This window comes from Nonomuraea sp. AD125B, assembly GCF_041402765.1.
GTDB classification, from domain to species: domain Bacteria; phylum Actinomycetota; class Actinomycetes; order Streptosporangiales; family Streptosporangiaceae; genus Nonomuraea; species Nonomuraea bangladeshensis.
In genome coordinates this window covers 332,123-356,074 of the sequence record NZ_JBGLOU010000001.1, presented here as the reverse complement: position 1 = coordinate 356,074, position 23,952 = coordinate 332,123, and the positions used below count along the sequence as shown (strand labels likewise).

General features: G+C 67.9%; 21 protein-coding genes. 12 read left to right on the top strand and 9 right to left on the bottom strand.

Translation table 11 applies throughout. The features are described from left to right. Window positions 1-9 precede the first annotated feature (9 nt). Window positions 10-666 carry a TetR/AcrR family transcriptional regulator gene (locus ACBR40_RS01590; RefSeq protein WP_371247089.1) on the bottom strand — a complete coding sequence of 219 codons (657 nt, stop codon included), beginning with the start codon at window positions 664-666 and terminating at the stop codon, window positions 10-12. Between the two features lie 58 nt (window positions 667-724). Here ACBR40_RS01590 and ACBR40_RS01585 point away from each other — a divergent pair, with 58 nt between their 5' ends. Both ACBR40_RS01585 and ACBR40_RS01580 read left to right on the top strand, forming a co-directional pair. After that, complete coding sequence (locus ACBR40_RS01585; RefSeq protein WP_371247088.1) at window positions 725-1,555, top strand: SDR family NAD(P)-dependent oxidoreductase; 831 nt, start codon at window positions 725-727, stop codon at window positions 1,553-1,555. A gap of 187 nt (window positions 1,556-1,742) precedes the next feature. Beyond that, a complete protein-coding gene (locus tag ACBR40_RS01580; protein ID WP_371247087.1) occupies window positions 1,743-2,066 on the top strand; it encodes a nuclear transport factor 2 family protein in 324 nt (107 codons plus the stop codon). Window positions 2,067-2,181: 115 nt separating this feature from the next. On the opposite strand, the gene ACBR40_RS01575 is transcribed toward ACBR40_RS01580, so the two are convergent. The 3 genes from ACBR40_RS01575 to ACBR40_RS01565 all read right to left on the bottom strand — a co-directional run bounded on the left by ACBR40_RS01575 (window position 2,182) and on the right by ACBR40_RS01565 (window position 3,898). Next, window positions 2,182-3,021, bottom strand: coding sequence for an alpha/beta fold hydrolase (locus ACBR40_RS01575; RefSeq protein ID WP_371247086.1), 840 nt, complete (start codon window positions 3,019-3,021; stop codon window positions 2,182-2,184). Beyond that, complete coding sequence (locus tag ACBR40_RS01570) at window positions 3,018-3,455, bottom strand: MarR family transcriptional regulator (RefSeq protein ID WP_344215296.1); 438 nt, start codon at window positions 3,453-3,455, stop codon at window positions 3,018-3,020. The genes ACBR40_RS01575 and ACBR40_RS01570 overlap by 4 nt, the downstream gene beginning before the upstream one ends. 65 nt (window positions 3,456-3,520) lie before the next feature. Continuing rightward, a complete protein-coding gene (locus ACBR40_RS01565; protein WP_371247085.1) occupies window positions 3,521-3,898 on the bottom strand; it encodes a hypothetical protein in 378 nt (125 codons plus the stop codon). Between the two features lie 186 nt (window positions 3,899-4,084). On the opposite strand from ACBR40_RS01565, the gene ACBR40_RS01560 reads away from it, so the two are divergent. Continuing rightward, the gene (locus tag ACBR40_RS01560) at window positions 4,085-6,442 is read left to right on the top strand and encodes a rhamnogalacturonan lyase (RefSeq protein ID WP_371247084.1); all 2,358 of its coding nucleotides are present in this window, start codon (window positions 4,085-4,087) and stop codon (window positions 6,440-6,442) included. Window positions 6,443-6,508: 66 nt separating this feature from the next. Here ACBR40_RS01560 and ACBR40_RS01555 read toward each other — a convergent pair whose 3' ends face one another. After that, the gene (locus ACBR40_RS01555) at window positions 6,509-7,087 is read right to left on the bottom strand and encodes a hypothetical protein (protein WP_344215876.1); all 579 of its coding nucleotides are present in this window, start codon (window positions 7,085-7,087) and stop codon (window positions 6,509-6,511) included. 430 nt (window positions 7,088-7,517) lie between these two features. Continuing rightward, window positions 7,518-7,832 (bottom strand): hypothetical protein, encoded by a 315-nt coding sequence (locus ACBR40_RS01550; RefSeq protein ID WP_371247083.1) that lies wholly within the window; start codon window positions 7,830-7,832, stop codon window positions 7,518-7,520. A 1,056-nt stretch (window positions 7,833-8,888) separates the two neighbouring features. Between ACBR40_RS01550 and ACBR40_RS01545 the strand changes: the two genes are divergently transcribed. From ACBR40_RS01545 to ACBR40_RS01535, 3 genes are all read left to right on the top strand, one after another. After that, entirely contained in the window at window positions 8,889-14,342 is a 5,454-nt protein-coding gene (locus ACBR40_RS01545) for a LamG-like jellyroll fold domain-containing protein (RefSeq protein WP_371247082.1), read from the top strand. 73 nt (window positions 14,343-14,415) lie between these two features. After that, window positions 14,416-15,291, top strand: a complete 876-nt coding sequence (locus ACBR40_RS01540; RefSeq protein ID WP_371247081.1) for a hypothetical protein — start codon at window positions 14,416-14,418, stop codon at window positions 15,289-15,291. Between the two features lie 509 nt (window positions 15,292-15,800). Continuing rightward, window positions 15,801-16,070, top strand: coding sequence for a LuxR C-terminal-related transcriptional regulator (locus ACBR40_RS01535; protein WP_344215311.1), 270 nt, complete (start codon window positions 15,801-15,803; stop codon window positions 16,068-16,070). Between the two features lie 73 nt (window positions 16,071-16,143). Here ACBR40_RS01535 and ACBR40_RS01530 read toward each other — a convergent pair whose 3' ends face one another. Next, window positions 16,144-16,953: an IclR family transcriptional regulator gene (locus tag ACBR40_RS01530; protein WP_371247080.1), complete on the bottom strand. Its 810-nt coding sequence runs from the start codon at window positions 16,951-16,953 to the stop codon at window positions 16,144-16,146. A 122-nt stretch (window positions 16,954-17,075) separates the two neighbouring features. On the opposite strand from ACBR40_RS01530, the gene ACBR40_RS01525 reads away from it, so the two are divergent. The 5 genes from ACBR40_RS01525 (at window position 17,076) to ACBR40_RS01505 (ending at window position 21,648) form a co-directional block, all read left to right on the top strand. Beyond that, window positions 17,076-17,729, top strand: coding sequence for an ABC transporter permease subunit (locus ACBR40_RS01525; RefSeq protein ID WP_344215315.1), 654 nt, complete (start codon window positions 17,076-17,078; stop codon window positions 17,727-17,729). Then, entirely contained in the window at window positions 17,716-18,720 is a 1,005-nt protein-coding gene (locus ACBR40_RS01520) for an ABC transporter ATP-binding protein (RefSeq protein WP_371247079.1), read from the top strand. The genes ACBR40_RS01525 and ACBR40_RS01520 overlap by 14 nt, the downstream gene beginning before the upstream one ends. Next, on the top strand, window positions 18,710-19,486 hold the full coding sequence (locus ACBR40_RS01515; protein ID WP_371247078.1) for an ABC transporter permease: 777 nt from the start codon (window positions 18,710-18,712) through the stop codon (window positions 19,484-19,486). Before ACBR40_RS01520 ends, ACBR40_RS01515 begins: the two co-directional genes overlap by 11 nt. Window positions 19,487-19,514: 28 nt before the next feature. Beyond that, entirely contained in the window at window positions 19,515-20,492 is a 978-nt protein-coding gene (locus ACBR40_RS01510) for a glycine betaine ABC transporter substrate-binding protein (protein WP_371247077.1), read from the top strand. Window positions 20,493-20,610: 118 nt separating this feature from the next. Further along, window positions 20,611-21,648 carry a PP2C family protein-serine/threonine phosphatase gene (locus ACBR40_RS01505; protein WP_371247076.1) on the top strand — a complete coding sequence of 346 codons (1,038 nt, stop codon included), beginning with the start codon at window positions 20,611-20,613 and terminating at the stop codon, window positions 21,646-21,648. 6 nt (window positions 21,649-21,654) lie between these two features. On the opposite strand, the gene ACBR40_RS01500 is transcribed toward ACBR40_RS01505, so the two are convergent. Then, entirely contained in the window at window positions 21,655-22,233 is a 579-nt protein-coding gene (locus ACBR40_RS01500) for a DUF1707 domain-containing protein (protein ID WP_371247075.1), read from the bottom strand. A 41-nt stretch (window positions 22,234-22,274) separates the two neighbouring features. Continuing rightward, a complete protein-coding gene (locus ACBR40_RS01495; protein WP_371247074.1) occupies window positions 22,275-22,904 on the bottom strand; it encodes an isochorismatase family cysteine hydrolase in 630 nt (209 codons plus the stop codon). Window positions 22,905-23,002: 98 nt separating this feature from the next. Here ACBR40_RS01495 and ACBR40_RS01490 point away from each other — a divergent pair, with 98 nt between their 5' ends. Next, on the top strand, window positions 23,003-23,944 hold the full coding sequence (locus ACBR40_RS01490) for a glycosyltransferase family 9 protein (protein WP_371247073.1): 942 nt from the start codon (window positions 23,003-23,005) through the stop codon (window positions 23,942-23,944). The last annotated feature ends 8 nt before the right edge of the window (window positions 23,945-23,952 follow it).

Sequence of the window (23,952 nt, the reverse complement as noted above, 5' to 3'; positions counted from 1 at the left end):
CACAGTGCTCTAGCGGGCCAGGCGGTCCAGCAGCTCGCCGAGCAGCGCGCGTTCGCCAGGGGTGAGGTCGCCCGGGTCGTTGCCGACCAGCGCACGCAACGTCAGTGCGGCGCTCGCACGGGTCGCGGGGGCGTCGGCGGAGGGTGTGTGCAGGACTCCGGCCAGCGCGGCCTCGCGGACGCGTTCGGACAGCCTGAAGTCCGGCTCCGGCTGGCTGATCAAGGTGAGCGTGATGCCGACGTTGGCGGCGAGCACCTGTTCGGCGGCTTCGTCTGCCGGCACCTTGAGCAGGCCCCGGGCGGCGGCGGCGGTCAACCGCTCACGCAACGCGGCGTGCGCGGGAGCGGTGACGGCGCAGGGCTTTCCCGGCTCGGCGCGGCCGTAGAGCAGCCCGTAGAACGACGGGTGCTCCAGCCCGAACCGCACGTGCTTGTCCCAGCCCTCGCGCAGGTCGTGCAGTGGGTCGTCGGAGCTCTCGACCGCGGTGTACTGGGTGAAGCCGTGGTTCACCACGGCGTCGATCAGGCCCTGCTTGCTGCCGAAGTGGTGGTACAGCGTCGGGGCCTGCACCCCGGCGCGTTCGCACACCGCCCTCGTGGACACCGTGCCGCCGCTCTCCAGCAACTCCGCCGCGGCGAGCAGGAGTCGATCCCGTGCGTTCTGCATGCTTGCTACATTAGCTTATATAGCGCTACATTGCCCGCTATAGCGGAAGGAGAAGTCCATGAGGACTTGGTTCGTCACTGGCGGGACACCCGGAGGGTTCGGCCTCTTCTATGCCGAGGCTGCGCTGAAACAGGGCGATCAGGTGGTGGTGACCGCACGTCGGCCCTCTGAACTGCAGGAATGGGCTGAACCGCACGGCGACCGGGTGCTGGTTCTCCAGCTCGACGTCACCGATGCCGAGCAGGTGCGTGCGGCGGTCAGGACGGCGGAGGAGCGGTTCGGCGGGATCGACGTGCTCGTCAACAACGCGGGCCGGGGCTGGTTCGGCTCGGTGGAGGGGGCCCCCGACGAGATGATCCGCCGCACGTTCGACCTCAACCTGTTCGCCGTGGTCGAGGTGATACGCGCGGTCCTGCCCGGTATGCGGGCACGCGGCGACGGCTGGATCGTGAACATGTCGTCGGTGGCGGGCCTCGTCGGCGCACAGGGGTTCGGCTACTACTCAGCGGCGAAGTTCGCGCTCGAAGGACTGTCGGAGACACTGCGCCACGAAGTTGAGCCGTTCGGGGTGCGCGTGCTCGTCGTGGAGCCGGGAGCGTTCCGCACCAAGGCTTTCGCCGGCTTCCGGAACGAGCCCGTCAACGAGACCGTCGACGCCTACGTGCCGATGGTCGAGGGCGTCAAGGCGGCGTTCGTGGAACATGACGGCAAGCAAGAGGGTGACCCTGAACGCGGAGTGCAGGCCGTGATCAGCGCGATGAACGCACCCGTTCCGCCGCGACGGATCGTGCTCGGCAACTCCGGCTACGACGTCGTTGTCGCGATGCACGAGAACGCGCTCGCGGAGCTGCGCGCGAACGAGAAGCTCTCGCGCGGTGCGGACTTCTGAGCCTGTCGCCTGAACGCGAGGAGCCTCGTCGGTGCCCGACTTGCCCCCTGCTCGGCACCTCGAGTTGGTCACCGCGCCGCACGGCCTGTAACGGGTCGCCGCCCGCATCGTCATCGTGCTGCTGAGGTGCCGCAGGGACGTACCAGGACGCGCCCGCGTCCTGTCACCCGAGAAGACCGGAGAGGAAATGGACGACTTCACCCTTCCCAAGGCTGTCGAGAACTTCGTCGCGGCCACCAACGCGCACGACGCGAACGCGCTGGCCGCGGTCTTCGGCGACGGGGCCACCGTGCGCGATGACGGGACGACCTACGCCGGCGAGGCCGAGATCCGCGAGTGGATCCAGGGGCACCTGATCAACCCCAAGATCGTGATCACGCCGACCTCGTTCGCGGGCGACCGTCTGGTGGCCTCCGGGGACGGTGAGTTCCCCGGCGGGCCTCTGTCCTTCGCGTTCGTGTTCGGCATCAAGGACGACCAGGTCACCGACCTCGCGATCGACCCCGTCTGACTCATCACCGGCCGGGGCGGCCCTTCGCCCCGGCGCGACATCCCCGAGCATCGCCCGCGCGCACCAGCACGCGGCCGGAGCCCCAAAAGGACCCGGACGGCTTCTTCCGCGTCGGCTACCGCAGAAGGAACCGAAGGGTGCGCTCGGCCACGAGCGGGGCCGTCTTCCCTTCCGGCCCGAAGTGGCCGAGGCCGGGCACACTTTCGAGCGTGGCGTGCGGAAGGGTGTCGCGTACGACGCCGAACTCCGCTCTGCTCGCGGGCCGCGTACGCCCCCCGCACAGCAGCAGCACCGGAGCGGTGACGTCCGCGAACAGGGCGAGCCGGCCGTGCTGGGCCGCCAGCTGCTCGTGCTCGGCCAGGTTGGCCTCGAGAAGCGGCCGCATCCGCTGCCAGCTAGGCCCGCGGAACCCGATCCGCAACACGGTCCGCAGGTACCAGTGCGGCATCTTCGCCATGAAGGCGGGCGCGCCGCCCGAACCCCGGATGAAATGGGCGAACGCGCCGTAGGGGTCGCCCGCCGCCAGCCGCTCCCGGTAGGGGGCCATCCAGTGCGTGGGGACGGGAGCGACGGGAACTCCGGGCTCGTAGACCGCGATGCGCTCGAACACCTGGGACGACCGCGCGGTCTCCAGGACGACGAGCCCGCCGTAGCTGTGGCCGAACGCCAGCCGCGCGCCGGTCTCCTCCTGGACGGCCAGCAGGTCCTCCACTTCCTTGCCCAGGTCGTACCGGGGTCCCTGGGGGCCGCTGGCGCCGCGTCCCCGCCGGTCGACGACGTGCACGGTGAAGGAGCGGGCCAGCACGGAGGCCAGCGGCAGGTAGTCCTGCGAGGTCCGCAGGTTGCCGCCGAGCACGATGAGGTCCGGCCCGGCGCCTAAGGTCTGATAGCTGATCGGCGTGCCGTCGGCCGAGGAGACGGTGCTCGTCCGCGTGATCTGGGTGGTCCGGTTCATCTGGTGGGCTCCTGTTCCGTACGGTCCAACGTCGCGAGCAGTCGCGCGGTGTGCTCGGCGAACTCGGCATAGGGCACGCCGCTGTGCGCGACCAGGGCGGCCAGCTTGTCCTCGAACTCCTGCCGGAGCGAGGCCACGACCCGCTTTCCCTCATCGGTGAGGCTGAGCTGCCTGCGGTTCCCGCCCGCGGGGTCGGGCCGGACGTCGAGCAGCCCTTCGGCGGCGAGGACGGCGGTCATGCGGCTCACGGACGGCTCGGTCACGCCCAGGCCGTCGGCGAGGGCGCGCTGCGTCGAGAAGCCCAGCTCGCCCACCAGGGTCAGCGCGAGGAAGCGGCTGTAGGAGATGTTGTGCTCGGCCCGCAGGATCCGGTCGGCCATCCGGTCGAGCCGGGCGACGAGCACGTGCAGGTTGAGGCTGAGGTTTTGTTCCACAGCCTCTAACTTAGCATGTTAACTTAGCATTGCAAGTCCCAATGAGCCGACCGGCGCCGGACCGGTCAGTCTCCTCGCTTCAGCTCCCCGATCGCGGCCACCGGGTGCCCGCCACCGCCGTTGCACCTCCACAGCGCCGCCCCACCCGCCCGTTGCGGATACAACCCGAGAGAGTGTTCCGGGCAGGTCGGCCAGGCCCGCCATTCCTGCTCGGCGATCACCGCCTGGGCGAGATCGGCGATCAGCACAAGGGCGGCGACCGGTTCATGCTCTTCGCCGGCGAGCAGCCCCTGACTGGAGTACTGCCCCTTGTACTCGACGCGCAGATATCCATGGTCGTCCCATTCCGGGACATCGAAGCCGAGCCGCCCGCCGACGCCGGTCGCATCGATGTCGCGCTGCACGGCGAGCACCGCGTCATCCAGCACCTTGTCAGTGTTCATGTTCGGCATCTTGCCGCATTCGTCCCAGTTCGCGAGAACATCCACTGCGAACGGGTGCAGTAATTTCGCGAAAATACTGCGCGTAATAAGCAGTAAATGAATCCTTGACAAATATCGCGGGCGCATTAATTATATCGATTTAATCCCGCGCCCCCACGCGGGCCTCACCCCGAGGAGCCCGTCACGATGAGCCTCCCCACCGGCCCGCGCGCGCGCCGCCGCGCCGCGACCCTCGCGCTGGCCGCCCTCCTCACCACCCTGGCGACCGCGCCCCCGCCCGCCGCGGCCGCCGCAGCCGGATCCGCCCCGATCGCCGAAACGGGCGCGACCGGCGGCGCGGGCGCGGGACCGCGCCTCGAACGCCTGGACCGCGGCCTGGTCGCCGCCTCCACCTCCACCGGCGTGTTCCTGAGCTGGCGACTGCTGGGCGACGAGGTCACCGGCCACGGCGCCGCGGGCATGACCGGCGCCGACTTCCGCGTCTACCGCGACGGCCGGCCGATCGCGACGGTGACCGACAGCACCAACTACCTCGACCCGGCCGGCACGCCCGCCTCCCGCTACCAGGTGGCCCCGGTCACGAGGGGCCGCGAGGGCGGCCGCGGCGCCGTTGTCACACCGTGGCTTAAATCGTTTTTTGATCTCAAGCTCACCAAACCGGCCGACGGCGTCACCCCGGCCGGCGAGGCGTACACCTATTCCGCCAACGACGTGAGCGTCGGCGACGTGGACGGCGACGGCCAGTACGAGTACGTCGTCAAATGGGACCCGTCCAACTCCAAGGACGTCTCCCAGCGCGGCTACACCGGCAACACCTATCTGGACACGTACGAGCTCGACGGCACCCTGCGCTGGCGGCTCGACCTCGGCGTCAACATCCGCTCCGGCGCCCACTACACGCAGTTCCTCGTCTACGACTTCGACGGCGACGGCCGCTCGGAGCTCATGCTCAAGACCGCCCCCGGCACGAAGATCATCCGGTACGGCCCCCGCGGCCAGGTGGTCTCCGAGCGCTACGTCACCATGCCCAAGGCCGACGTCAAGGCGGGCCGCTCCCATGCCGACGACTACCGGCTGAGCGCCGCCGGCTACTTCGACCACCTCGTGGCCATGTTCGAGAAGTGGCACGAGCACCCCGAGGTGGTCGCCGGGCGCTGGCCGCGGACGCTGGAGGAGGCGTTCGGGATCGCGCCCGCGCACACGTACCCGCTCTCCCACGAGGCCGCCGTCGAGCTGGCGAACCATTTCGTGGACGTGTACGCGCCGGGCCGCAGCGCCAACAACCGGCTGCGGGAGTTCGCCGGGTTCGTCGTCAGCGGCCCCGAGTACCTGTCGGTGCTCGACGGCGTGTCCGGCAAGGAGCTCCAGACGGTCCCGTACAAGCCGGGCCGCGGCGACGACGGCCTCATGTGGGGCGACTACGCGATGGCGCGCGTGGAGCCGGCCAACCGGGTGGACCGGTTCCTGTCCGCCGTCGCCTACCTCGACGGCCGGCGCCCGTCGGCGGTCTTCGCGCGCGGCTACTACACGCGCACCACGCTCGTCGCCTACGACTGGGACGGCCGGCGGCTCAAGGAGGTCTGGTACGCCGACAGCGGCCACGTGCCGATGGCGAACCCGTTCAACGCCTCCCCGCACGGCCAGCCCGGCACCAACCCGAAATACGCCGACATCACCACGCAGGGCTTCCACTCGATGAGCGCGGCCGACGTGGACGGCGACGGCCGGCAGGAGATCGTGTACGGCGCCGCCACCATCGACGACGACGGCGACGTGCTGTACTCGTCCTTCGCCGAGGCCCCGCCGCAGAGCAACGTGCCCGGCCAGACCGTACGCCTCGGCCACGGCGACGCGATGCACGTCGGCGACCTCGACCCCGACCGTCCCGGCCTGGAGATCTGGACCGTGCACGAGGGCGGGCGCAGCGCCCCGTACGGATGGGCGATGCGCGACGCGGCCACCGGCCGGGTGCTGTTCGGCGGCTACAGCGGCGTGGACACCGGCCGCGGCATGGTCGGCGACGTCGACCCGGCGCTCCGCGGCCTTGAGGCGTGGTCGTCGATGCCTCCCGACCAGGCCGTCCAGGCGGGCCTGTGGTCGGCCCGCGGCGACTACCTGGGCCGCGACGTGCCGGGGACGAACATGAGCATCCGGTGGGCGGCCGACATGACGACGCAGCTCGTCAACGGCACCGCCACGACCGTGCTGCAGACGCCGACGATCGACGACCGGCGGCGCGGCACGCTGCTCACGGCCGAGGGCACCCTGACGAACAACTGGACGAAGGGCAACCCGGGCCTGGTGGCCGACGTGTTCGGCGACTGGCGGGAGGAGCTGCTGGTGCGCACGGCCGACAGCTCGGCCCTGCGCGTCTACCTCAGCACCGAGGTCACGGACCGCAAGCTGTACACGCTGATGCACGACCCGCAGTACAGAGTGGAGGTGGCGCGCCAGCAGACGGCCTACAACCAGCCCGCCTACCCGAGCTTCTACCTCGCCTCCGACCTCGACTGGTCGAAGGTGCCGGTGCCGCGCACGCGCTGAACGCTCCGAACACGAAGGAGGGCGCCCCCGCGCGGGGACGCCCTCCTTCGTGGCCCGGCCGTCAGGTCACTGGTTCTTGACGGAGACCGGGCGGACGCTGGTGTCCTTCTCGGCCCAGGCGCCGGTGGAGAAGGCCACCGGCTGGCTCTTACGGCCGACGCCGTCACCCCACTTGGTGATGACGTAGTCGATCTTGATGTGGCCCTCGCCGTCGACGCCGTCCACGCCCAGGGTGTCGGGGTTGAACGTGCCGCCGGTCAGCTCGGCGAAGGTCTTGGCGTCGAGGTCCAGCATGACGCCACGGTCGGAGGGCTCGCCGGGACCGCGGTCGCCGACGAAGAAGGGCAGCTTCTTGCCCTTGTACATCACGTAGCCCTCGGTCATGAGCGGCCAGCTCGGGCTGGCGGCCAGACCCTTCTGCATGGGCTTCCCGGCGGCCGGCAGTCCGGTGTCGCCGGCCCGGCCGGAGGAGTCGTCCCAGAAGTACGACGCCTTGGTCGAGCCCGTGAGCAGGGTCGCCTGGGCCTTGGCGGCGCTCACCGGTGCGGTGGTCTGCGCGTCGGCGTGCGCGGTGGCCGCGCCGATGGACAGGCCGCCGAGGGTGGCGGCGGTCAGCAGGCTGAGAGCTCGCGTGCGGACGGACATGGTCAAGGGAAAGTCCTTCGTTAGGGAACACGGAGGTTGCGCTCGCTTGACTGATGTAGCCGGGCCTAAGCCAATGCGGTCGCTACGTGGAGCGCGTGCGGATCCGGAGATTCCGGAGATCCGATGCCAACGGGAGACTGGCTACCCGCTGACCAACGCCTACCAAGCTACCGACCAAACCTGGACACATGCAAACAAATCACCATATATCCGGCAAAGATCTACCTCGGTAGGTAAAGCGTCGGATACGTAACGCTACCGAGGCGGGCAGGATTCCCATCGCCCGGCAATCCGCGCATACAGCGTACGGAGCGCCCATCTGGTTCCGGGCCGCGGTGCCCGACGACCTGACCGAGGTCACGGTTGCGAGCGACACGGCGACCGTCGCGGCGCACTTCAGGACGACCGCCCATCGCACGTCGAACCGTCTTCACGCCCCCCAGATCCACAGGTACCGGTGCGGGGCGTCGTCTCCCAGAACGCACAACCTCCCGAGGAACGACAGATAGCGCCGCTGGTCCGCCGTGAGTGGGGCATCCGCGGCCAGCAAAGCGTCGATCTCGTCCAGCAGCGTCCGCATCTGCGCCCGGTTGAACATCGTGTCCCCGTAAGGATCGACATGGCCGAGCATGGGCTGCCCGGCCTTGGAGATCGCCGGGCAGTCCAGCACATCGAGCGGGAAGTACTCCACCTCCGACAGGACTTTCTTGAATTCGGACAGGAGCCGCACTCTTATAGTGGCCATCGTCAGACACGATACATAGTGACCAGTCAGCCTTGCTTGTCAGGCACGACCGCGTACCTGGTGCTCAATTTTCCGCAACTGTCATGGCCATGCCTGTCGAGCGCATGGTCGACGCCGTCCGCTTCGTCGGGACCCGGCGTGTAGTGGACGAGCACGCTCGCCCTACCCACCCCGACGTAGTAGGTGGGGGTCTGCCACCGAGCCGGCCAGGAGATCAACGTCCCGAACCGGCCCCACCCCGAGATACTCGAATGGCACCTCGACGAGATTCTCTTACGCACATAGGCCGAGAAAAAACCGAACCAGAGCATGCGCGACTTCAAGGAGGAAGTTCGGGGACCGCCTCGGCGTGTGTCACACGCCAACCGTGGTGGCCATAGACAAAACCTTGCGTCGCAAGCAGACCCGCCAGGACACCCGCCTGGCGGGCCGCCCTCTGGTAACGAGCACGCCTGCAACCTGCAGGTGCCCCGCCATCCCCGCTGCGGCAAGCTCATTGCGGCCCCGCGCGCCCACCCAAACCTCAGTTACCTCTGGCAGCCCTCCCTGTACAGCGCCCCCTGAGCACGGTGGATCTTCTAAAAAGGGCTACACCTCCGAGGTGACTCCTGATGTTACGGGTTTTTTAGGTAGAACTTATGGTGATCTATATCACATTGATCATGAAGCGCGCCGCCAGTAAAGCTTGTTTGCTATCTCATACTCACCCCGATTCAGAGGTGTTAGTGAACAAGTTAGTAAGCACATCGAAACGCCGCTGGCTCACCTCGGGACAATTAGCGATCGCAACGGTGCTCACGGTGACAGCATCGTTGCTAGTCGCGGGAACCATCCCGTCAGCCCAGGCCGAGCCGGAGCCCACCGGACCAGTTACTCCATCGATAACCACGTTCCCCCAGCCGGAGGACCCGGACGCGCTGTTCCGAGCAGCGCTAAACCGAAGCCAAAAAGCAGAACAAACCGGTCGCAGTAGAAGCCGCGTACACCGAATCCTCGCGTACATGGGCCTATCCGGACGGCCATCTGTCCACCCAGTCCTATAACGGCCCCGCCCAGTTGCGGCGCGGCAAGACATGGGAGTGGATCGACACCACCCTCGTCGAAGAGAACGGCGTGCTCAGGCCCCGGCTGGCTAAGGCCGGGCTACGGCTGTCGCCCGGCGGCACCGGCCCGTTCGCCTCCATCCGTATGGGACGCGACAGCAGCTTCGGCCTGTCCTGGCCCACCGCGCTCCCGAAGCCGCAGATCAAGGGCAACGTCGCCACATACGCAGGCGTCGCCGGCCCGGCCGCGGACCTGGTGGTGACCGCGCTGCCCACCGGATTCCGGCATGATGTGGTGCTGCGCGAGCGGCCTGCCGGGCCGGTGGAGTTCCGCCTGCCGGTGCAGGCCCAGGGCGTCAAGCTGGCCAAGACCAAGTCCGGCGCGCTCACCCTGTCCGACGACGAGGGCAAGGACAAGGGCGAGAAGATCGCCTCCGCACCCGCCCCGCGCATGTGGGACGCCGCCGCGGCCAAGGCCGACGCCAAGCAGCCGGGACGGGAAGCCAAGGTCGCCACCGACGTGGTCAAGGGCGACAACGGTGACACCGTCCTGGTGCTGAAGCCGGACGCCAAGTGGCTGGCCGACCCCGCGACCCAATATCCGGTCACCGTGGACCCGACCACCACGCTGACCGTGACGCAGGAGACGTCGGTCATGTCGCCGAACTCCGCCACGGGTGCCGGGCAGGTGTCCCGGTCCAACCCCCGGAGCTGCCCCACCCCCTCCACTTGTGGCTATACCAGAGAGTCCGCCACCCGCGCGCTGCTGGCCTTCGACACCGCGCCGATCAGCGGCCGCCATGTGGTCGGGGCCACCATGCAGCTGTCGCTGCGCGGCAACGCCACCACGTGCAGCAACCTGCAGGCGGTCACCGCCTCCCTCATCACCGAAGAATGGGAAGCGGAAGAGACCTTCTGGGAGAACCAGCCGGCCACCCGCCCCGACGAACGCTCCTCTCTCGACCCCTGTACTCAGGTACGCACCGACGGGGCGATCTGGAGCTGGAACCTGACCGCGATGGTCCAAGCCTGGGCCACCGGCACCGCCAACCACGGCCTGCAACTGCGGCTCGGCACCGAGCTGCCGGTACCCAAGGACCTCAGCGAGTCGTACAACTTCTGGGCCCAGATGTTTGGCGGCTCCCGCGTGCCGAAACTGAGCGTGGACTGGGTGCTCCCGCCGGCGATTCCCACCGTCACCGCCGAGTCAATCGACTCCATGTCCGGTAACGACGCCATCGCCCGCAGCACCAACGTCAAGGTCACCTACAAGTCCAGCGTCCCCGAGGCGACGAACCTGGACTACACCGTGACCGTCAACGACTCCACCATGGCGCCCCCGGCCGCCCAGCTACCCACCGGCGAAGCGGCCTGGTGGAAGCTGGACGAGACCTCCGGAACCACCGCCGCCGACGCCACCGGCAAGGGCTTCACCGCCAACCTGAGCGGCGCCTACAGCCGCGTCCCCGGCCAGCTCGGCCAAGCGGTCAAGCTGTCGCCCGGCGGCCAGATCCGCACCGGCGCACCGGTCCTGAACACCAACCAGAGTTATACCGTCACCGCCTGGGTACGCCTCGACAGCGGCGCCGGCGACCAGGCCGTATTCTCCCAGATGGGCACCAACCAGCCCGGCTTCAGCCTGGGCTACCTGGCCTCCAACGCTGCCGAGCTGGACCAGCGCTGGATCCTCACCCTCAACGACGCCGACACCGCCAACGCCAACCCGGTCCCGATCGGGTCGAAGAAACTGGCCGGCGTCGGCCGCTGGACGCATCTGGCCGCCCAGTACGACGCGACCGCCCACAAGATGCGCCTGTACGTCGACGGCGAACTCAACGCCGAACGCGACCACACCGCCGGCTGGAACGCCCGCGGCGCCTTCCAGATCGGCCGCGGCACCGTCATCGCCGGTGACGAGGCCACCCTCGACGGCGCCGTCGACGACGTGCACGCCTACCAGAAAGTGCTGACCGGCGACGAGATCCGCTCCCTGGTCGGCGTCCCCGGCACCACCACCCACAACAACATCCCCTCCGGCCAGACGCTGGACAAGGTGTTCACGCTGGACAACCCGGCCAGCTTCAAGTTCGTGGTCAAGGCGTGCCGCAGCGGCCTCACCCGGCCTTCCTGCAACGAGAGCCCGGCCTACCGCATCACCTCGGACGCACCGGTGCTGCCCTCCGACACCGAGACCGGCATGGCCGACCCGGCCCATCCGATCCTGTCCGGCATGGTCAACCGCCCCTCCGGCGGCCTGGTGACGGCCAAGTACTACCTGTACGACAACAACGGCCTGCCGGTCGGCTCTGCACCACTCGGCAGCCGCACCGTCAACGGCGGCCAACGCGCCTCCTTCCAACTTCCGGCCAACACCGTGCAAGCCGGCCGCACATACAAGTGGCAGATGGTTGCCTGCGTCACCGGCCCACAAGACGACGGCTCCGACCCTGGCCCCACCCCCACCCCCACTCCCACGGCAACACCGACTTCCACACCCTCGCCGACTCCGACTTCCACGCCTACTCCGACTCCTACTCCGTCCGGTCTGGTGGCCGCTTACGACATGAACGAGGGCAGCGGCGGCACCATCACCGACCCCATCGGGGGCAACGACGGCAGCGCCTCCGGCACCACTTGGGTCACCGGCAAGTACGGCAAGGCGCTCTCCTTCAACGGCACAGACGGCAGGGTGGACATCGAGGACGCCCCTTCCCTGCGTCTCGGCAACAAGCTGACCCTGTCAGCTTGGGTCAAGCCCAGCACCGTGGACGGCTGGCGCACCGTCATCGCCAAGGACAACGACAACGTCTTCGACCTGTCCTACGGCCTCTACGCCGCCAGCGGAAACGGTCCTACCGGCTATTTCACCATCAATGGAGAGCCAGAGTCCGTCGGAGCCACCAGCAACCTGACCGTCAACACCTGGGCGCACCTCGCCGTCACCTACGACGGCACCACCGCCCGCCTTTACCGCAACGGCACCCAGATCGCCCAGGAAGATCTCAGCGGCTCGATCACCAACGACGCCGGCCTCCTGCACATCGGCGGCAACGACATCTGGGACGAAGAGTACTTCAAGGGCGTCATCGACGAGGTCCGCATCTACAGCCGAGCACAGACCGCCGCCGAGATCACCACCGACATGAACACCCCGCTCGGTGGCACTACACCTGTAGCCAGCACGGTCCGTGCAACCACAACCGATACCATCACTGCCTCCACAGAGGGATCAGACGTCGAGGAAATCTGCACTTCCAAGACCGAGGCCATCAGCTTCACCACTCCCGGCACACCGTCACCCGACCCAGTGGAGGACGTGCGGAAGCTGACGCTGGGCAAGGACAACTTTGTCATCAAGACAACGAAGATCGATCCGACCGCCTGTAACGGCGCCCCCTGCTCCTTGCAGAATGCCGACCGGCTGCAATTTGGTGGAGTGGAGCAGAACAAAATCGCATCAGTGCTCGGCGTCAAGTTCGACGAAATCCCAGATGGAGTAACCTTCACAGAAGCAGTGCTCAAACTGGGCTCCTCGTCATGTGCTAGCACATGTCCCGCCGATATGCTGATCACAGCGGCCCCACTCGCCAAAGCGGTGACGAGCGACACAAAGGGCTCCGATCTGTCGAGCGATGTGGACACCACAGTCGCCCCCTTCAATATTCCGATCTCATCACCCCAGGCAGATGTCGCCAATAGCAATTCTACTTGGTATTTGCTTACCTCGGACCACGAGGAGCCGGTCGAGTTCAGTGCTCCAGGCGCTGCAGAACAACTCTCGCTGGAAATCACGTATGTGCCAGCCCGCCCACCGAGCAAAGTGTTGAACCTCGCAGTGCAACCCGGTGACAGCAGCATCGTCGCAAGCTGGGGTATACCGGAGGACAACGGCGGCCTTGTGCTGCTGGATGGATACGACGTAGAGGTCATCGATGACAGCGGATCGACAGTCAAAGAAATAGGCGTAAAAATTCCTACTGCTTCTATCGGAGGACTATCGAACGACACTCATTACACAGTCCGAGTCCGCTCTCGCACAGCATTTGGGATGAGCGAATGGGAATCTGCGACGGCCACTCCAAAGGTGGTTCCCAAGCCGCCGTCCACACCACACGAATGCGTACTCGAGAGCCAGTCGCAGGTTCAGAAAGCCAGGGCAGACGCCTCCGAGTCATCCATCCCCGACTACACCGATCGAATTCGGGCATATTACACAGCCCAGGACGAGGTGCTGGAGGGCCAAGCCGAGACGATTTGGGATGCTTCCGGGATAACAGCAACCTCACCAGTTACCGCGCAAATATCCCTGCTCAACGATGAACTCGTCGGACAGCATGACGGCTTGTCCGATGGAAAGGTAGAACGAACCAACTCTGAAGTCATCGTAGAAAACGTCGTCGTTCAGCAAACCGGAGACGGAGGGGCTCGGGTGACGGCGACGGTGAAGCGGCTCTGGGACGAAACTGCGGCGACCGGAGCGGTCACCTCCTCCACGAGGTCGAGTGACGAGCCTGGACAAATTGACCCAGACGAAGCCACAATCTCTATCTTTGTCTTCGACCGGTGCGGTGGTCTGACCATCATCGAGGCGCCGATTCCAGCCGAACAAGACCCCACAGACTTGCACGATGGTGGCACGTGCTCCTCAATTCCAGGTACTTCGCGCGTCGCAGCAGCCGATGACTGCGATGGCGGCCTGGTGAAGGGTGGTCCATGCAGAGTGACCGACAAGTCGCTGTACGGCCCGGATGGCCTGCAGTGCGAGGTTGATCAGCAGCTCGGCAAGAAGGGCTGGTATTTCCGAACCGCAGTAAGCTCGGACTGGATGTACCACGCCGGACAGGATGGGCTGGATGACGAGGAACTCTGGATAGTAGAGAACTTCCGGAACACCGTCCAACTCTATCCAGGAAAGAACGCCAAACAGGGCTGGGGATCCACCTTTGCCACGGCGTTCGACAAGGCTGCCCACGTCGCATATATTGCCAGTGCGTGCTACACCGCAACACGTCTCAGTTTTGAGGTAGCCGGCATGGTCGCCATCGCACCTGGCAGTTTCGGCGACTCGAGTCTTGGCGGCGGTCTCGCCGCGACCACGAGCGCAAGTCAAGACTGCAAGGAATACTTTCCATCCCCCGGCGGAAAAACAGGCAATCATAAACTGTCGGATTCCATGCTCGTCACCGGTCGCTGCCCAACGGGCGCACTAGACTTCTGTACCATCCGGCATTTCCGTCACCAGCTCGACAGTGAGGCATACTGGGACTTCAAAGCCTGGGAAACCATGCCGAATGGCCAGAAGATCAACAAGCGCTATAAGTCACCCACGATCAGGCACACTGTATGGATAACCGCCAAGAGAGATTGGCGCAATCCCGGCGGTAACCCATTGAATCTGAATTTCCAGCTCGCCAGCTCCGTTGGGAGATATCAGTACTCCAACTGCATAACTCCCGGCCTCGACTGAGATTCAGTCAAGCGGATGGGAGAGAGCCGACACTCTTTCCCATCCGCTTTCGGCCAAACGAAAGAAGAGGGACATGAAGCTAATTAATCGGTTACCCTCCAAAAAAGCAGCAATGCGTGCTTCGGCAGCAATTTTACTAGTGGCTGCTATATCGATCTGGGGAATAAATAGGACTCTGTTCGAACCATGGCGTCCCTTTGTGTCCAGCAACCGTCTCGAGCTCGTCGCACTTAACGCCTTCGCTGTGTCACAGATCGATTATCAAGTAGATTTCCTCGAGATGAAAAGTGCCGGTCTACTCGAAGACTCTCCGATTACGGCCAGGGGTGGCTTTCTGCCGATTCTACTGGAACCGCGCAGCCCCGAAGGGATCTCCTCTGGGCATTGGATACAAAGCGCGATCCAATTTCATTCGTCAGGGAGAATATCCAATCCGCACCTTGGCAAGTCCGCCACTCTTTCCAGGGCATTAATCGGCAACAACAAGCCTTTCGGGGACACTGAATCACTGATCTCCGCATTGTCTGAAAGGCGTATAAGCGCCGAGGTTCAGGTGCTCGTGAAACCCAAAACCCCTCTCACTGATGCGGGGGTTTCGAATCTTCTGACCGCGCCGCTCACGCCTGACACTATCTTCATATCACCACCATCAAGTTCTGCCGCAGTATTGCTCGCCTGGGATCGAGAATCGTGCGAACTTAGAGGAGTCAGAGGTTGCCAGCAATCGCGTGCCACCATCAGCGTTTTCTCTAAATGGGTAGACATGCTACGACCAGAGGACGATCTAATCCTCAAGCACTACAGCTTGAGGTACTCCAAAATGCAAGCATATGCCAGGGAGGGTCGCATTTCGGCTTTTATAATGACGGCCCTACCTGAAGATATTGAACATCTCCTCTCGGATCCGCGCATTGCCTGGGTGCACTTTCTGCACCTTCGCCAGCGCTAGGAAATTCTAGAATCCGGGTAGAGTAGGCATGCCTGGACGAGGTCGAGGAGGGCGAGAGCGGCCTCGCGGGATCTCCTACGCCGGGCTGGCTCCGGTGCTGCAGTTGCTCGAGCGGGCAGGTCTGGAACGCTGGTCAGCGCGCGCGTGAGCACGAACTCAGCAACCGGTGTCAACGCGGTAGCGAAAGTGACCTTGATTGTGGTCGGGATGGCCTGCGACGTCGGCAGCATCAACAGCATCAACGATCTGCGGCGAGGTGCACGAGCTGTTGTTTGGCATCCGTGCACCACCCACGCTGGGCTCGTTCTGCGCCCCTTCACCTGCTATAACGTCCGCCGACTGGACAAGGTCTCCCGGCAGCTGCCGGCCACCCACGTCCCACTGCCGCTCGGGCCATCCGCTCGTGCGGAGGGTAGGCGAGCATCTATCTCCTGCGATCTGAGCTGATTGCCCGACTGCTGTCGCTGATCGGCGCGGTCGTCACGGGAGAGACGCTGTGCAGCTTGCGAATGGCCGCGACGCTGATGCGCCGGGTCGCGACACTCGCCGCCGAACGGCGCCCACAACCGCGGGTCCCGGCGCTCACTCCGCGCGAGGACCGGGTGCTCGGGCTGCTCGAACTGGGCCTGACGAACCAGGAGATTGAGGAACGGCTGGGCATCGAGATGCGCACGGTGAAGAACCACGTGCACGACATCCTGGAGAAGGTGGACACCCGCCGCCACAGTGAGGCCTTAGCGAAGTCCCGACAACCACGAGTCGGGGTTTTCTGCGGATGAGACCTATTCTCCGGCCGGCCAGCGCGACTCGCCCGACCGGCCAGACCAGTGAACATCCTGTCCTGAGCGGGTGCTAAGCCGGTGACCTCCACGTTCCCGCGGCGGGCGTCGCCGGGAAACCTAGTGCGGCCGAGAGCTCGCGCGCCACCACCGCCACCACGGCCCCCATCTCGTGCAGCCGCTCCGGCGCCGCCGCCCGGGTCACGGACACGCTGATCGCCGCCGTGATGAGCCCCCGGTGGTCACGTACGGGCGCCGACACCCCGGCAGCACTGTCGTCCAGCTCCACGTCCGAGACCGCGTAGCCCGCCGAGCGCACATGCGCGAGGTCGGCCAGCCAGTCGTCCTCGCTGGCCACCGCGCTGTCCAGCCCGGACGGCAGCACAGTCCGCAGCAGCGCCCGCACTCGTTCCTCGTCCCACTCGGCGAGCAGCGACCGGCCGGCGGCGGCCATGATCACCGGCACCGAGACGCCCTCCCACACCCGGTGGTAGGCCCGCGACGACGGCACCGACAGCAGCGTCAGGACCTGGTTGCCGCGCAGCACGCACAGGTAGGCGTCCTCGTCGAAGGCGCCGGCCAGGCGTCGCAGGTAGGGCGCGGCGACCCGGACGAGCCGGGCCTGCTGAGTGCGCGCGGCCAGCGCGAACAGCCGCCAGCCCAGGCGGTAGCGCCGGGTGACCGGGTCCCGCTCCACCATGCCTTCCAGCTCCAGCGCCCGCAACGCTCTGGAGATCTGGCTCTTCTCCCGTCCCAGCCGCTCGGCGATCCAGCTGACGCCGAACCCATCCGCGTCCCTGTCATCGCCGTGACCTGCGAGGACTTCGAGAATATCCATGTCCCGCCGCAGCCCCGCCGAGGGCGCCGGAGGCTTGTCGCTCATCCACGTCCGTTCATCACAGAAGCATTGCGTTTGTTGCGCTAGCTGCACCTGGTTTTGCACTGACCGCAACTCTTGGCATACGTTTGCGAGCCTCTGACAGCGTAAGCGAAGGTGGTCCTTGTATGAGTTTCGGCGAGTACGTGGTCTCCCGATGGGACACCCTCTCGCTGGCCGCCGCCGAGCACGCCCTGGTCGTGGCGATCGCCATCGTCCTGGCCAGTGTGGTCGGCATCGGCGTCGGCGTCCTCGGCCACGGCTCGCCGCGCGTGCGGGAAGGGTCGATCGCGGTCTCGGCGGCGATCCTGACCGTCCCCTCGCTGGCCCTGCTCACCCTCCTCATCCCCCTGACCGGGCTGGGCTGGGGGTCCACGCTGATCGCGCTCACCGCGTACGCGTTCCTGCCGATCATCCGCAACACCGTGACGGGCCTGCGCGGCCTGGACGCCGCCACCGTCGAGGCCGGCCGCGGCATGGGCCTGAACCGCCCGCGGCTGCTGCTGCGCGTCCAGCTCCCGCTCGCCTGGCCGATGATCCTGACCGGGATCCGGATCTCGACGCAGATGGCGATCGGCATCGCCGCCATCGCCGCCTTCGTGGACGGGCCGGGGCTCGGCAACCAGATCTTCGAGGGGCTCTCCCGGCTGGGCTCGGTGAACTCGCTCAACGCCACGCTCGCGGGAACGCTCGGCATCGTGATCATCGCGGTGCTCTTCGACCTGTTCTTCGCTGCCGTCCGCCACCTGACCACCCCGAGGGGGCTTCGTGTTCGACCGTGACCTGTCCGACCGTGACGCCGAGGGCGTGCGCATCGAGCTGCGCGCGCTGACCAAGCACTATCCGGGCCAGCCGGCCCCCGCGGTCGACAACGTCACCATGGACATCCCGGCCGGCGAGCTGGTCGTCTTCGTCGGCCCGTCGGGCTGCGGCAAGACCACCACGATGAAGATGATCAACCGGCTGGTCGAGCCCACCTCGGGCGAGATCCGCATCGGCGGGCGCGACGTGCTCGGCCTGAACCCCGACGAGCTGCGCCGCCACATCGGCTACGCCATCCAGCAGGTCGGCCTCTTCCCGCACCTGACCGTGGCCCAGAACATCGGCCTGGTCCCCAAACTGCTCGGCTGGCCGCAGCCCCGGATCGCCGCCCGCGTGGAGGAGCTGCTCGCCCTGGTGCACCTGGAGCCGTCGGCCTTCCACGACCGCTACCCGCGCCAGCTGTCCGGCGGCCAGCAGCAGCGCGTGGGGGTCGCCCGCGCGCTGGCCGCCGACCCGCCCGTGATGCTCATGGACGAGCCGTTCGGCGCCACCGACCCGATCACCCGTGAGCACCTGCAGAACGAGTTCGTCCGGCTGCAGAAGCAGCTCCGCAAGACGATCATCTTCGTCACCCACGACTTCGAGGAGGCCATCAAGCTGGGCGACCGCATCGCCGTCCTGCGCGAGGGCTCCCACATCGCCCAGTACGACACCCCCGCCGCCATCCTCGACCGCCCCGCCGACGACTACGTGGCGGGCTTCATCGGCCAGGACGCCACGCTCAAGCGGCTGGCGCTGCTGCGGGTCACCGACGTCCCGGCCACCTACCCGCGGCCCGACCCCCGGCTCCCCCAGATCGCCGCGGACGCCAGCCTGCGCGAGGCACTGGACCTCATGCTCGCCCACGGCACCGACCGGTGCAGCTCGGCGGCCGGCGTGCTGAGCTACGCGACCTTGTGCGCGGCCGTCGGGAACCGGTCACAGGAGGAGCTGGTCGCCGGTGACCGCTGAGACCCTGCCGGCTGAGACCCTGCCCCTCGCCCCTGTACGGCGCGTCCCGCGCGGCGTCCGCCACCTGATCACGCCCGCCGCCGTCGCCGCCGCCCTGATCGCCCTGTACGTGTGGGTGGGCACGCTGGAGCTCGACTCCATCGAACAGCGCAGCCTCAACCGCGCGGTCATCCTGGCCAAGACCGTCGAGCACCTGCAGATGACGCTGGCCGCCACCGCGCTCGTCGTGATCGTCGCGATCCCGCTCGGCGTGGCCGCCTCCCGCGCCCGCAACCGGCTCATCGCCCCCGTCATCCTGACCCTGGGCAACCTCGGCCAGGCCGTTCCCTGCATCGGCCTGCTGGTGCTGTGCACGTTCCTCATGGGCGTGGGTTTCCAGACCGCGCTCGTCGGCCTGGTCGCGTACGCGGTGCTGCCCGTGCTGCGCAACACCATGGTCGGCGTGCAGCAGGTCGATCCGGCGCTCATCGAGGCCGCCCGCGGCATGGGCATGACGCGGGGACAGATCCTGCGCCGGGTCGAGCTCAAGCTCGCCGTCCCGGCGATCCTGGCGGGGCTGCGCACCGCGCTCGTGCTGACCGTCGGCGTCGCCACGCTCGGCGCCTTCGTCGCCGCGGGCGGCTTCGGCGAGCTGATCATCAACGGGCTCAAGCTCAACCGCATGCCCGTCACCATCGTCGGCGGCGTGCTGACCGCCTGCGTCGCCTTCTTCATCGACTGGCTCGGCAGCCTGGCCGAGAACCTGCTCAAACCACGCGGCATCTGACCGTACTGGACAATCGAGAGGCTTTTTCATGCTCCCCCGTCCCCTCAGGACGACCTTCGCCCTGCTCGCCGCCGCGGCGCTGACCGTCGCCGGCGCGAGCGCCTGCGGCACCGCCGACGCCGTCGAATCCGGCAGCGCGGGCAACGAACTGGCGGGCAGCAAGCTCGTCGTCGGCTCCAAGGACTTCACCGAGAACATCGTGCTCGGCAAGATCGCCGCCCAGCTGCTCAAGGCCCACGGCGCCGACGTCGTCGACAAGACCAACCTCGGCGGTACGGCGCCGAACCGCAAGGCTCTGGAGGCCGGCGAGATCGACCTCTACTGGGAGTACTCCGGCACCGGCTGGATCGAGCACCTGAAGAAGACCGAGCCGATCCGGGACTCCGCCGGGCAGTTCAAGGCCACCGCAGACGAGGACCTGTCCAAGAACAAGATCCGCTGGATCGGCCCCACCCCGTTGAACAACACCTACGCCCTGGCCATCCGTTCGGAGAAGGCCCAGGAACTGGGCGTCAAGACGCTGTCCGACGTGGCGAAGCTGGCCGAGACCAGGCCGGAGGCGGTCACGCTCTGCATCGAGACCGAGTTCTCGACCCGCGACGACGGCCTGCCCGGGCTGTCCAAGGCGTACGGCATGAAGATCCCGAAGAAGCAGGTCAGTCTGCTCGACACCGGCGTCGTCTACACCGAGACCGACAAGGGCCAGGTCTGCGACTTCGGCGAGGTGTTCACCACCGACGGCCGCATCGCCGCGCTCGGCCTGACCGTCCTGGAGGACGACAAGAAGTTCTTCCCGAACTACAACGCGGCCGTCACGGTCCGCCAGGACACCTACGACAAGCACCCCGCCCTGGAGAAGGTGCTGCAGCCGGTGATCGCGAAGCTGGACGACGCCACCATGCAGCGGCTCAACGCCCGCGTGGACGTCGAGGGCGAGGAGCCGGGCAAGGTCTCCGCCGACTGGCTGCGCGAGCAGGGCTTCCTCGGCTCGACCGGCGACGCCTGAGCATCGTGCCGCCGACGGCGTGGACCAGGAGCTCCAAAAGGAAAATGACGCCTGGCCCAAACTAGGTTGCACTATGCAATGATATTGCACGGCGACCTACGTGGGAGGGGGGCGCTGGATGAGCGCGCAGGGGGCGTTGCGCTGGCTGCCGTTCGGCGTCATGGCGGCCGTCGCGGTGACCGACGTCCTGGCCGGCCCCTCCCTCGGCTTCCTGCCGCTGCTCACGCTCGGCCCCAGTTTCGCCTCGGTGTCCGGCAGCGTGCAGCGCACCGCCATGGTCGGTCTGGTCGCGCTCGCCCTGTGCATCCCCCTGGCCGCCTACAACGACCTGCTGCTGCGCTGGCAGAACAACCTCACCATCGTCACGATCGTCGGCGTCACCGGGGTCGGCATGCTGGCCGGGCACCTGCGGCTCAGGCGCGAGCGCGAGCTGGCCGACGTGCGCCTGGTGGCCGAGGCGGCCCAGCGCGTGCTGCTGCGGCCGGTGCCGCGCAGAGCCGCCGACCTGCGGGTGGCGCTGTCCTACACCTCGGCGGCGGCCGAGGCCCGCATCGGCGGCGACCTGTACGAGGTGGTCACCACCCCGCACGGCGTACGGCTGCTGATCGGCGATGTGCAGGGCAAGGGCCTGGAGGCGGTGGAGACGGCGGCCTGGGTGCTCGGCGCCTTCCGCGAGGCCGCCTACGACGAGCCCGAACTCGACGAGGTGAGCGCGCGGCTGGAGGCGAGCCTGTCCCGGCACCTGGGCGGCGAGAAGTTCGTCACCGCGATCCTCGCCGAGGTGCGCGACGGCGAGATCCTCCTCCTCAATCACGGCCATCCCCCGCCGCTCCACCTCGGCGCGGACGGAAGGGTCGCCGCCGTGGAGCCGGCCGACGCGGGTCTGCCCCTGGGGCTCGGCCCTCTCGCGAGCGACCGCCCGAAAGCGCATCAGACGCCTTTCCTCGGCGGGGACCGCATCCTGCTGTTCACCGACGGCGTCATCGAGGCCAGGGACGACGGCGGCGCCTTCTACCCCCTGACCGACCGCGTCCATCTCCTGCGGGCGGATGATCCGCAGGACGCGCTGGACGCCCTGCGCGCCGACCTGGTCCGCCACACCGGCGGCCCGCTGCCCGACGACGCCGCCATGCTGCTGCTGCACAGGCAGACCTGACGCTCCTCAGGCCGGTGGGCGGCGGTATCGCACCCAGACGTCGCCGGTCTGCACGTAGCCGGTGAGGCGTACGGTGACGCCGTCGGCGGCGAGCGGCACGGGCGGGTGGTTGTGGACGGCGCCCAGCCGGCGGCGTACGACGTCCTCGTCGCGCACCCGCCAGCCGCGCGGCACCACGACGACGATGTCGCCGAACCAGGAGGTGATCTCGACGTCGAGCACGACCTCGCCGTGGGGGCAGTCGGCCCGGGTGAAGTCGATCCGCGCCTTGCCCCAGCGCCCCGCCCTGGCGCTGATGTACGCCGGGACCGTCCGGCGGCCCGCCTGCTCGACCCGCCCGCCGACGGTGTGCAGCTCCAGACCGCCGCCGGCCTCGGAAGGGGCCGGCCGCGCGGGAACGCCGGGGACCGGCAGGTCGGCGACGACCCCGTCCAGGTCGCCCAGCGTGCGGGCGGCATAGGCGCGGTCGACGCGCTCGTGCAGCTCCTCCAGGGTGATCCGCCCTTCGGCGACCGCGACCCGGAGCAGCTCGGCCACGCGCTCGCGGTCGCGGTCGCCGGCCCGCAGTTCCCGATGATCGGTCATGGCGACCACATTAGGCCGAGATGTACACCCGGCCCAGGCGGTCAGCGGGCGGATCTGATCGCCGCGAGCAGGTCCTCCGTCGTCGTGATGGAGTGCGCGAACGTCGGCCCGTTGAGCTCGTGCGCGGCGTGCATCATCTCCGCGCTGAAGGCCGCGGTCGCGTCCCTGACCAGGGTGACGTGGTAGCCGAGCTCCATCGCGAACCGGCCGGTCGACTCGACGCAGGTGTTGGCCAGCAGGCCGATGAGGATCACGTGGGTGATGGCGTGCTGGCGCAGCAGCAGGTCGAGGTCGGTGTTGGGGAACCCGCTCTGCGCCCAGTGCTGCTTGACCACGATGTCGCTGCCCGGCGCGACGAGGTCGGCCCGCCACTCGCCGCCCCAGGCGCCCTTCTCGAAGGAGTGGCGCTCCTGGATGCCGCGCTGCGTGGGGTTGGGGTGGTCCCAGTCGTCGTAGTCGCCGGGCCGCCACTGCCGGTGCGGGACGACGAAGACCAGCATCCCCGCATCCCGCGCGGCGGCGGTGATCGCGCGCAGGTGGTCGAGGAGGTCGACCTGTTCGGCGATCTCCCGTACCCGTGGCCAGATCTTCCCGCCCTCGGACAGGAAGTCGTTGTACGGGTCGACGAGGAGGACGGCGGTCCGGTGGATCGCGTAGGAGGCGCTGCTCACGCCCGTGGTGTACCCCGGCCCCGGGCCGGTCTTGCGGCGTTGACCACTTCCGGACGGCGGGCAGGATTGTCTTTGCCGGGCCACGGGCAGCGGAGGGTGTGACCGACGCCCAGGAGGCCGCGCCCAGGCTGCTGGCGCTGCGCGCGCTCAACCTCGGTGACCTGCTGGTCACCGTGCCGGCGCTGCGCGGGCTGCGCCGCCGCTACCCGGACCACCGCCTGCTGCTGGCCGTCAACCCGGCGCTCCGGCCGCTGGCGCGGCTGACCGGGGCCGTGGACGAGGTCGTCCCGCACCGCAGTCTCCGCCCGCCCCCCGTCGTGGCCCCCGACGTGGCCGTGGACCTGCACGGCGTGCTGCCGGACAGCGTACGGGCCGTCTACGGCACCCGCCCCCGCCGCCTGGTGGCCTTCGCCTGCCCGGAGGCCGGGCACCCGGACGGGCCCGCGGTGCGGGACGTGGAGCACGAGGTGGCCAAGTGGTGCCGGCTCGTCCGCTCCGACGGCGGCGACCCGGACGAGTCCGACCTGCTGCTCGCGCCGCCGCCCGCGCCGAGCCCCCGGCCCGGGGCGGCCGTCGTGCATCCCGGCGCGGCCTACGGCAGCAAGCGGTGGCCGCCGGAGCGGTTCGCCGCCGTCGCGGCGGCGCTCGCCGTGGCCGGCCACGACGTCGTCGTCACCGGCACGGCCGCCGAACGGGAGCGCGCGGCGCGGGTGACCGCCCTGGCCGGGCTGCCGGCGCGGGCGAACCTGGCCGGGCGGACCGGCCTCGACACGCTGGCGGCGCTGGTGCGCGGGGCGGCGCTGGTGGTGTGCGGGGACACGGGGATGGCGCATCTCGCCAGCGCGTACGAACGGCCGTCGGTCGTGCTGTTCGGCCCCGCCTCGCCGCGGATCTGGGGACCGCCGCGCAAGCCGGTCCACGCCGCCCTGTGGCACGGCGACGGCGAACGGGAGGTGCAGACGGACGTGCCGGACCCTGCGCTGCTGCGCATCACCGTCCAGGAGGTGCTCGACGCCGCCGCCAGGGTGCTCGCCGCGTAGTTTGCCCA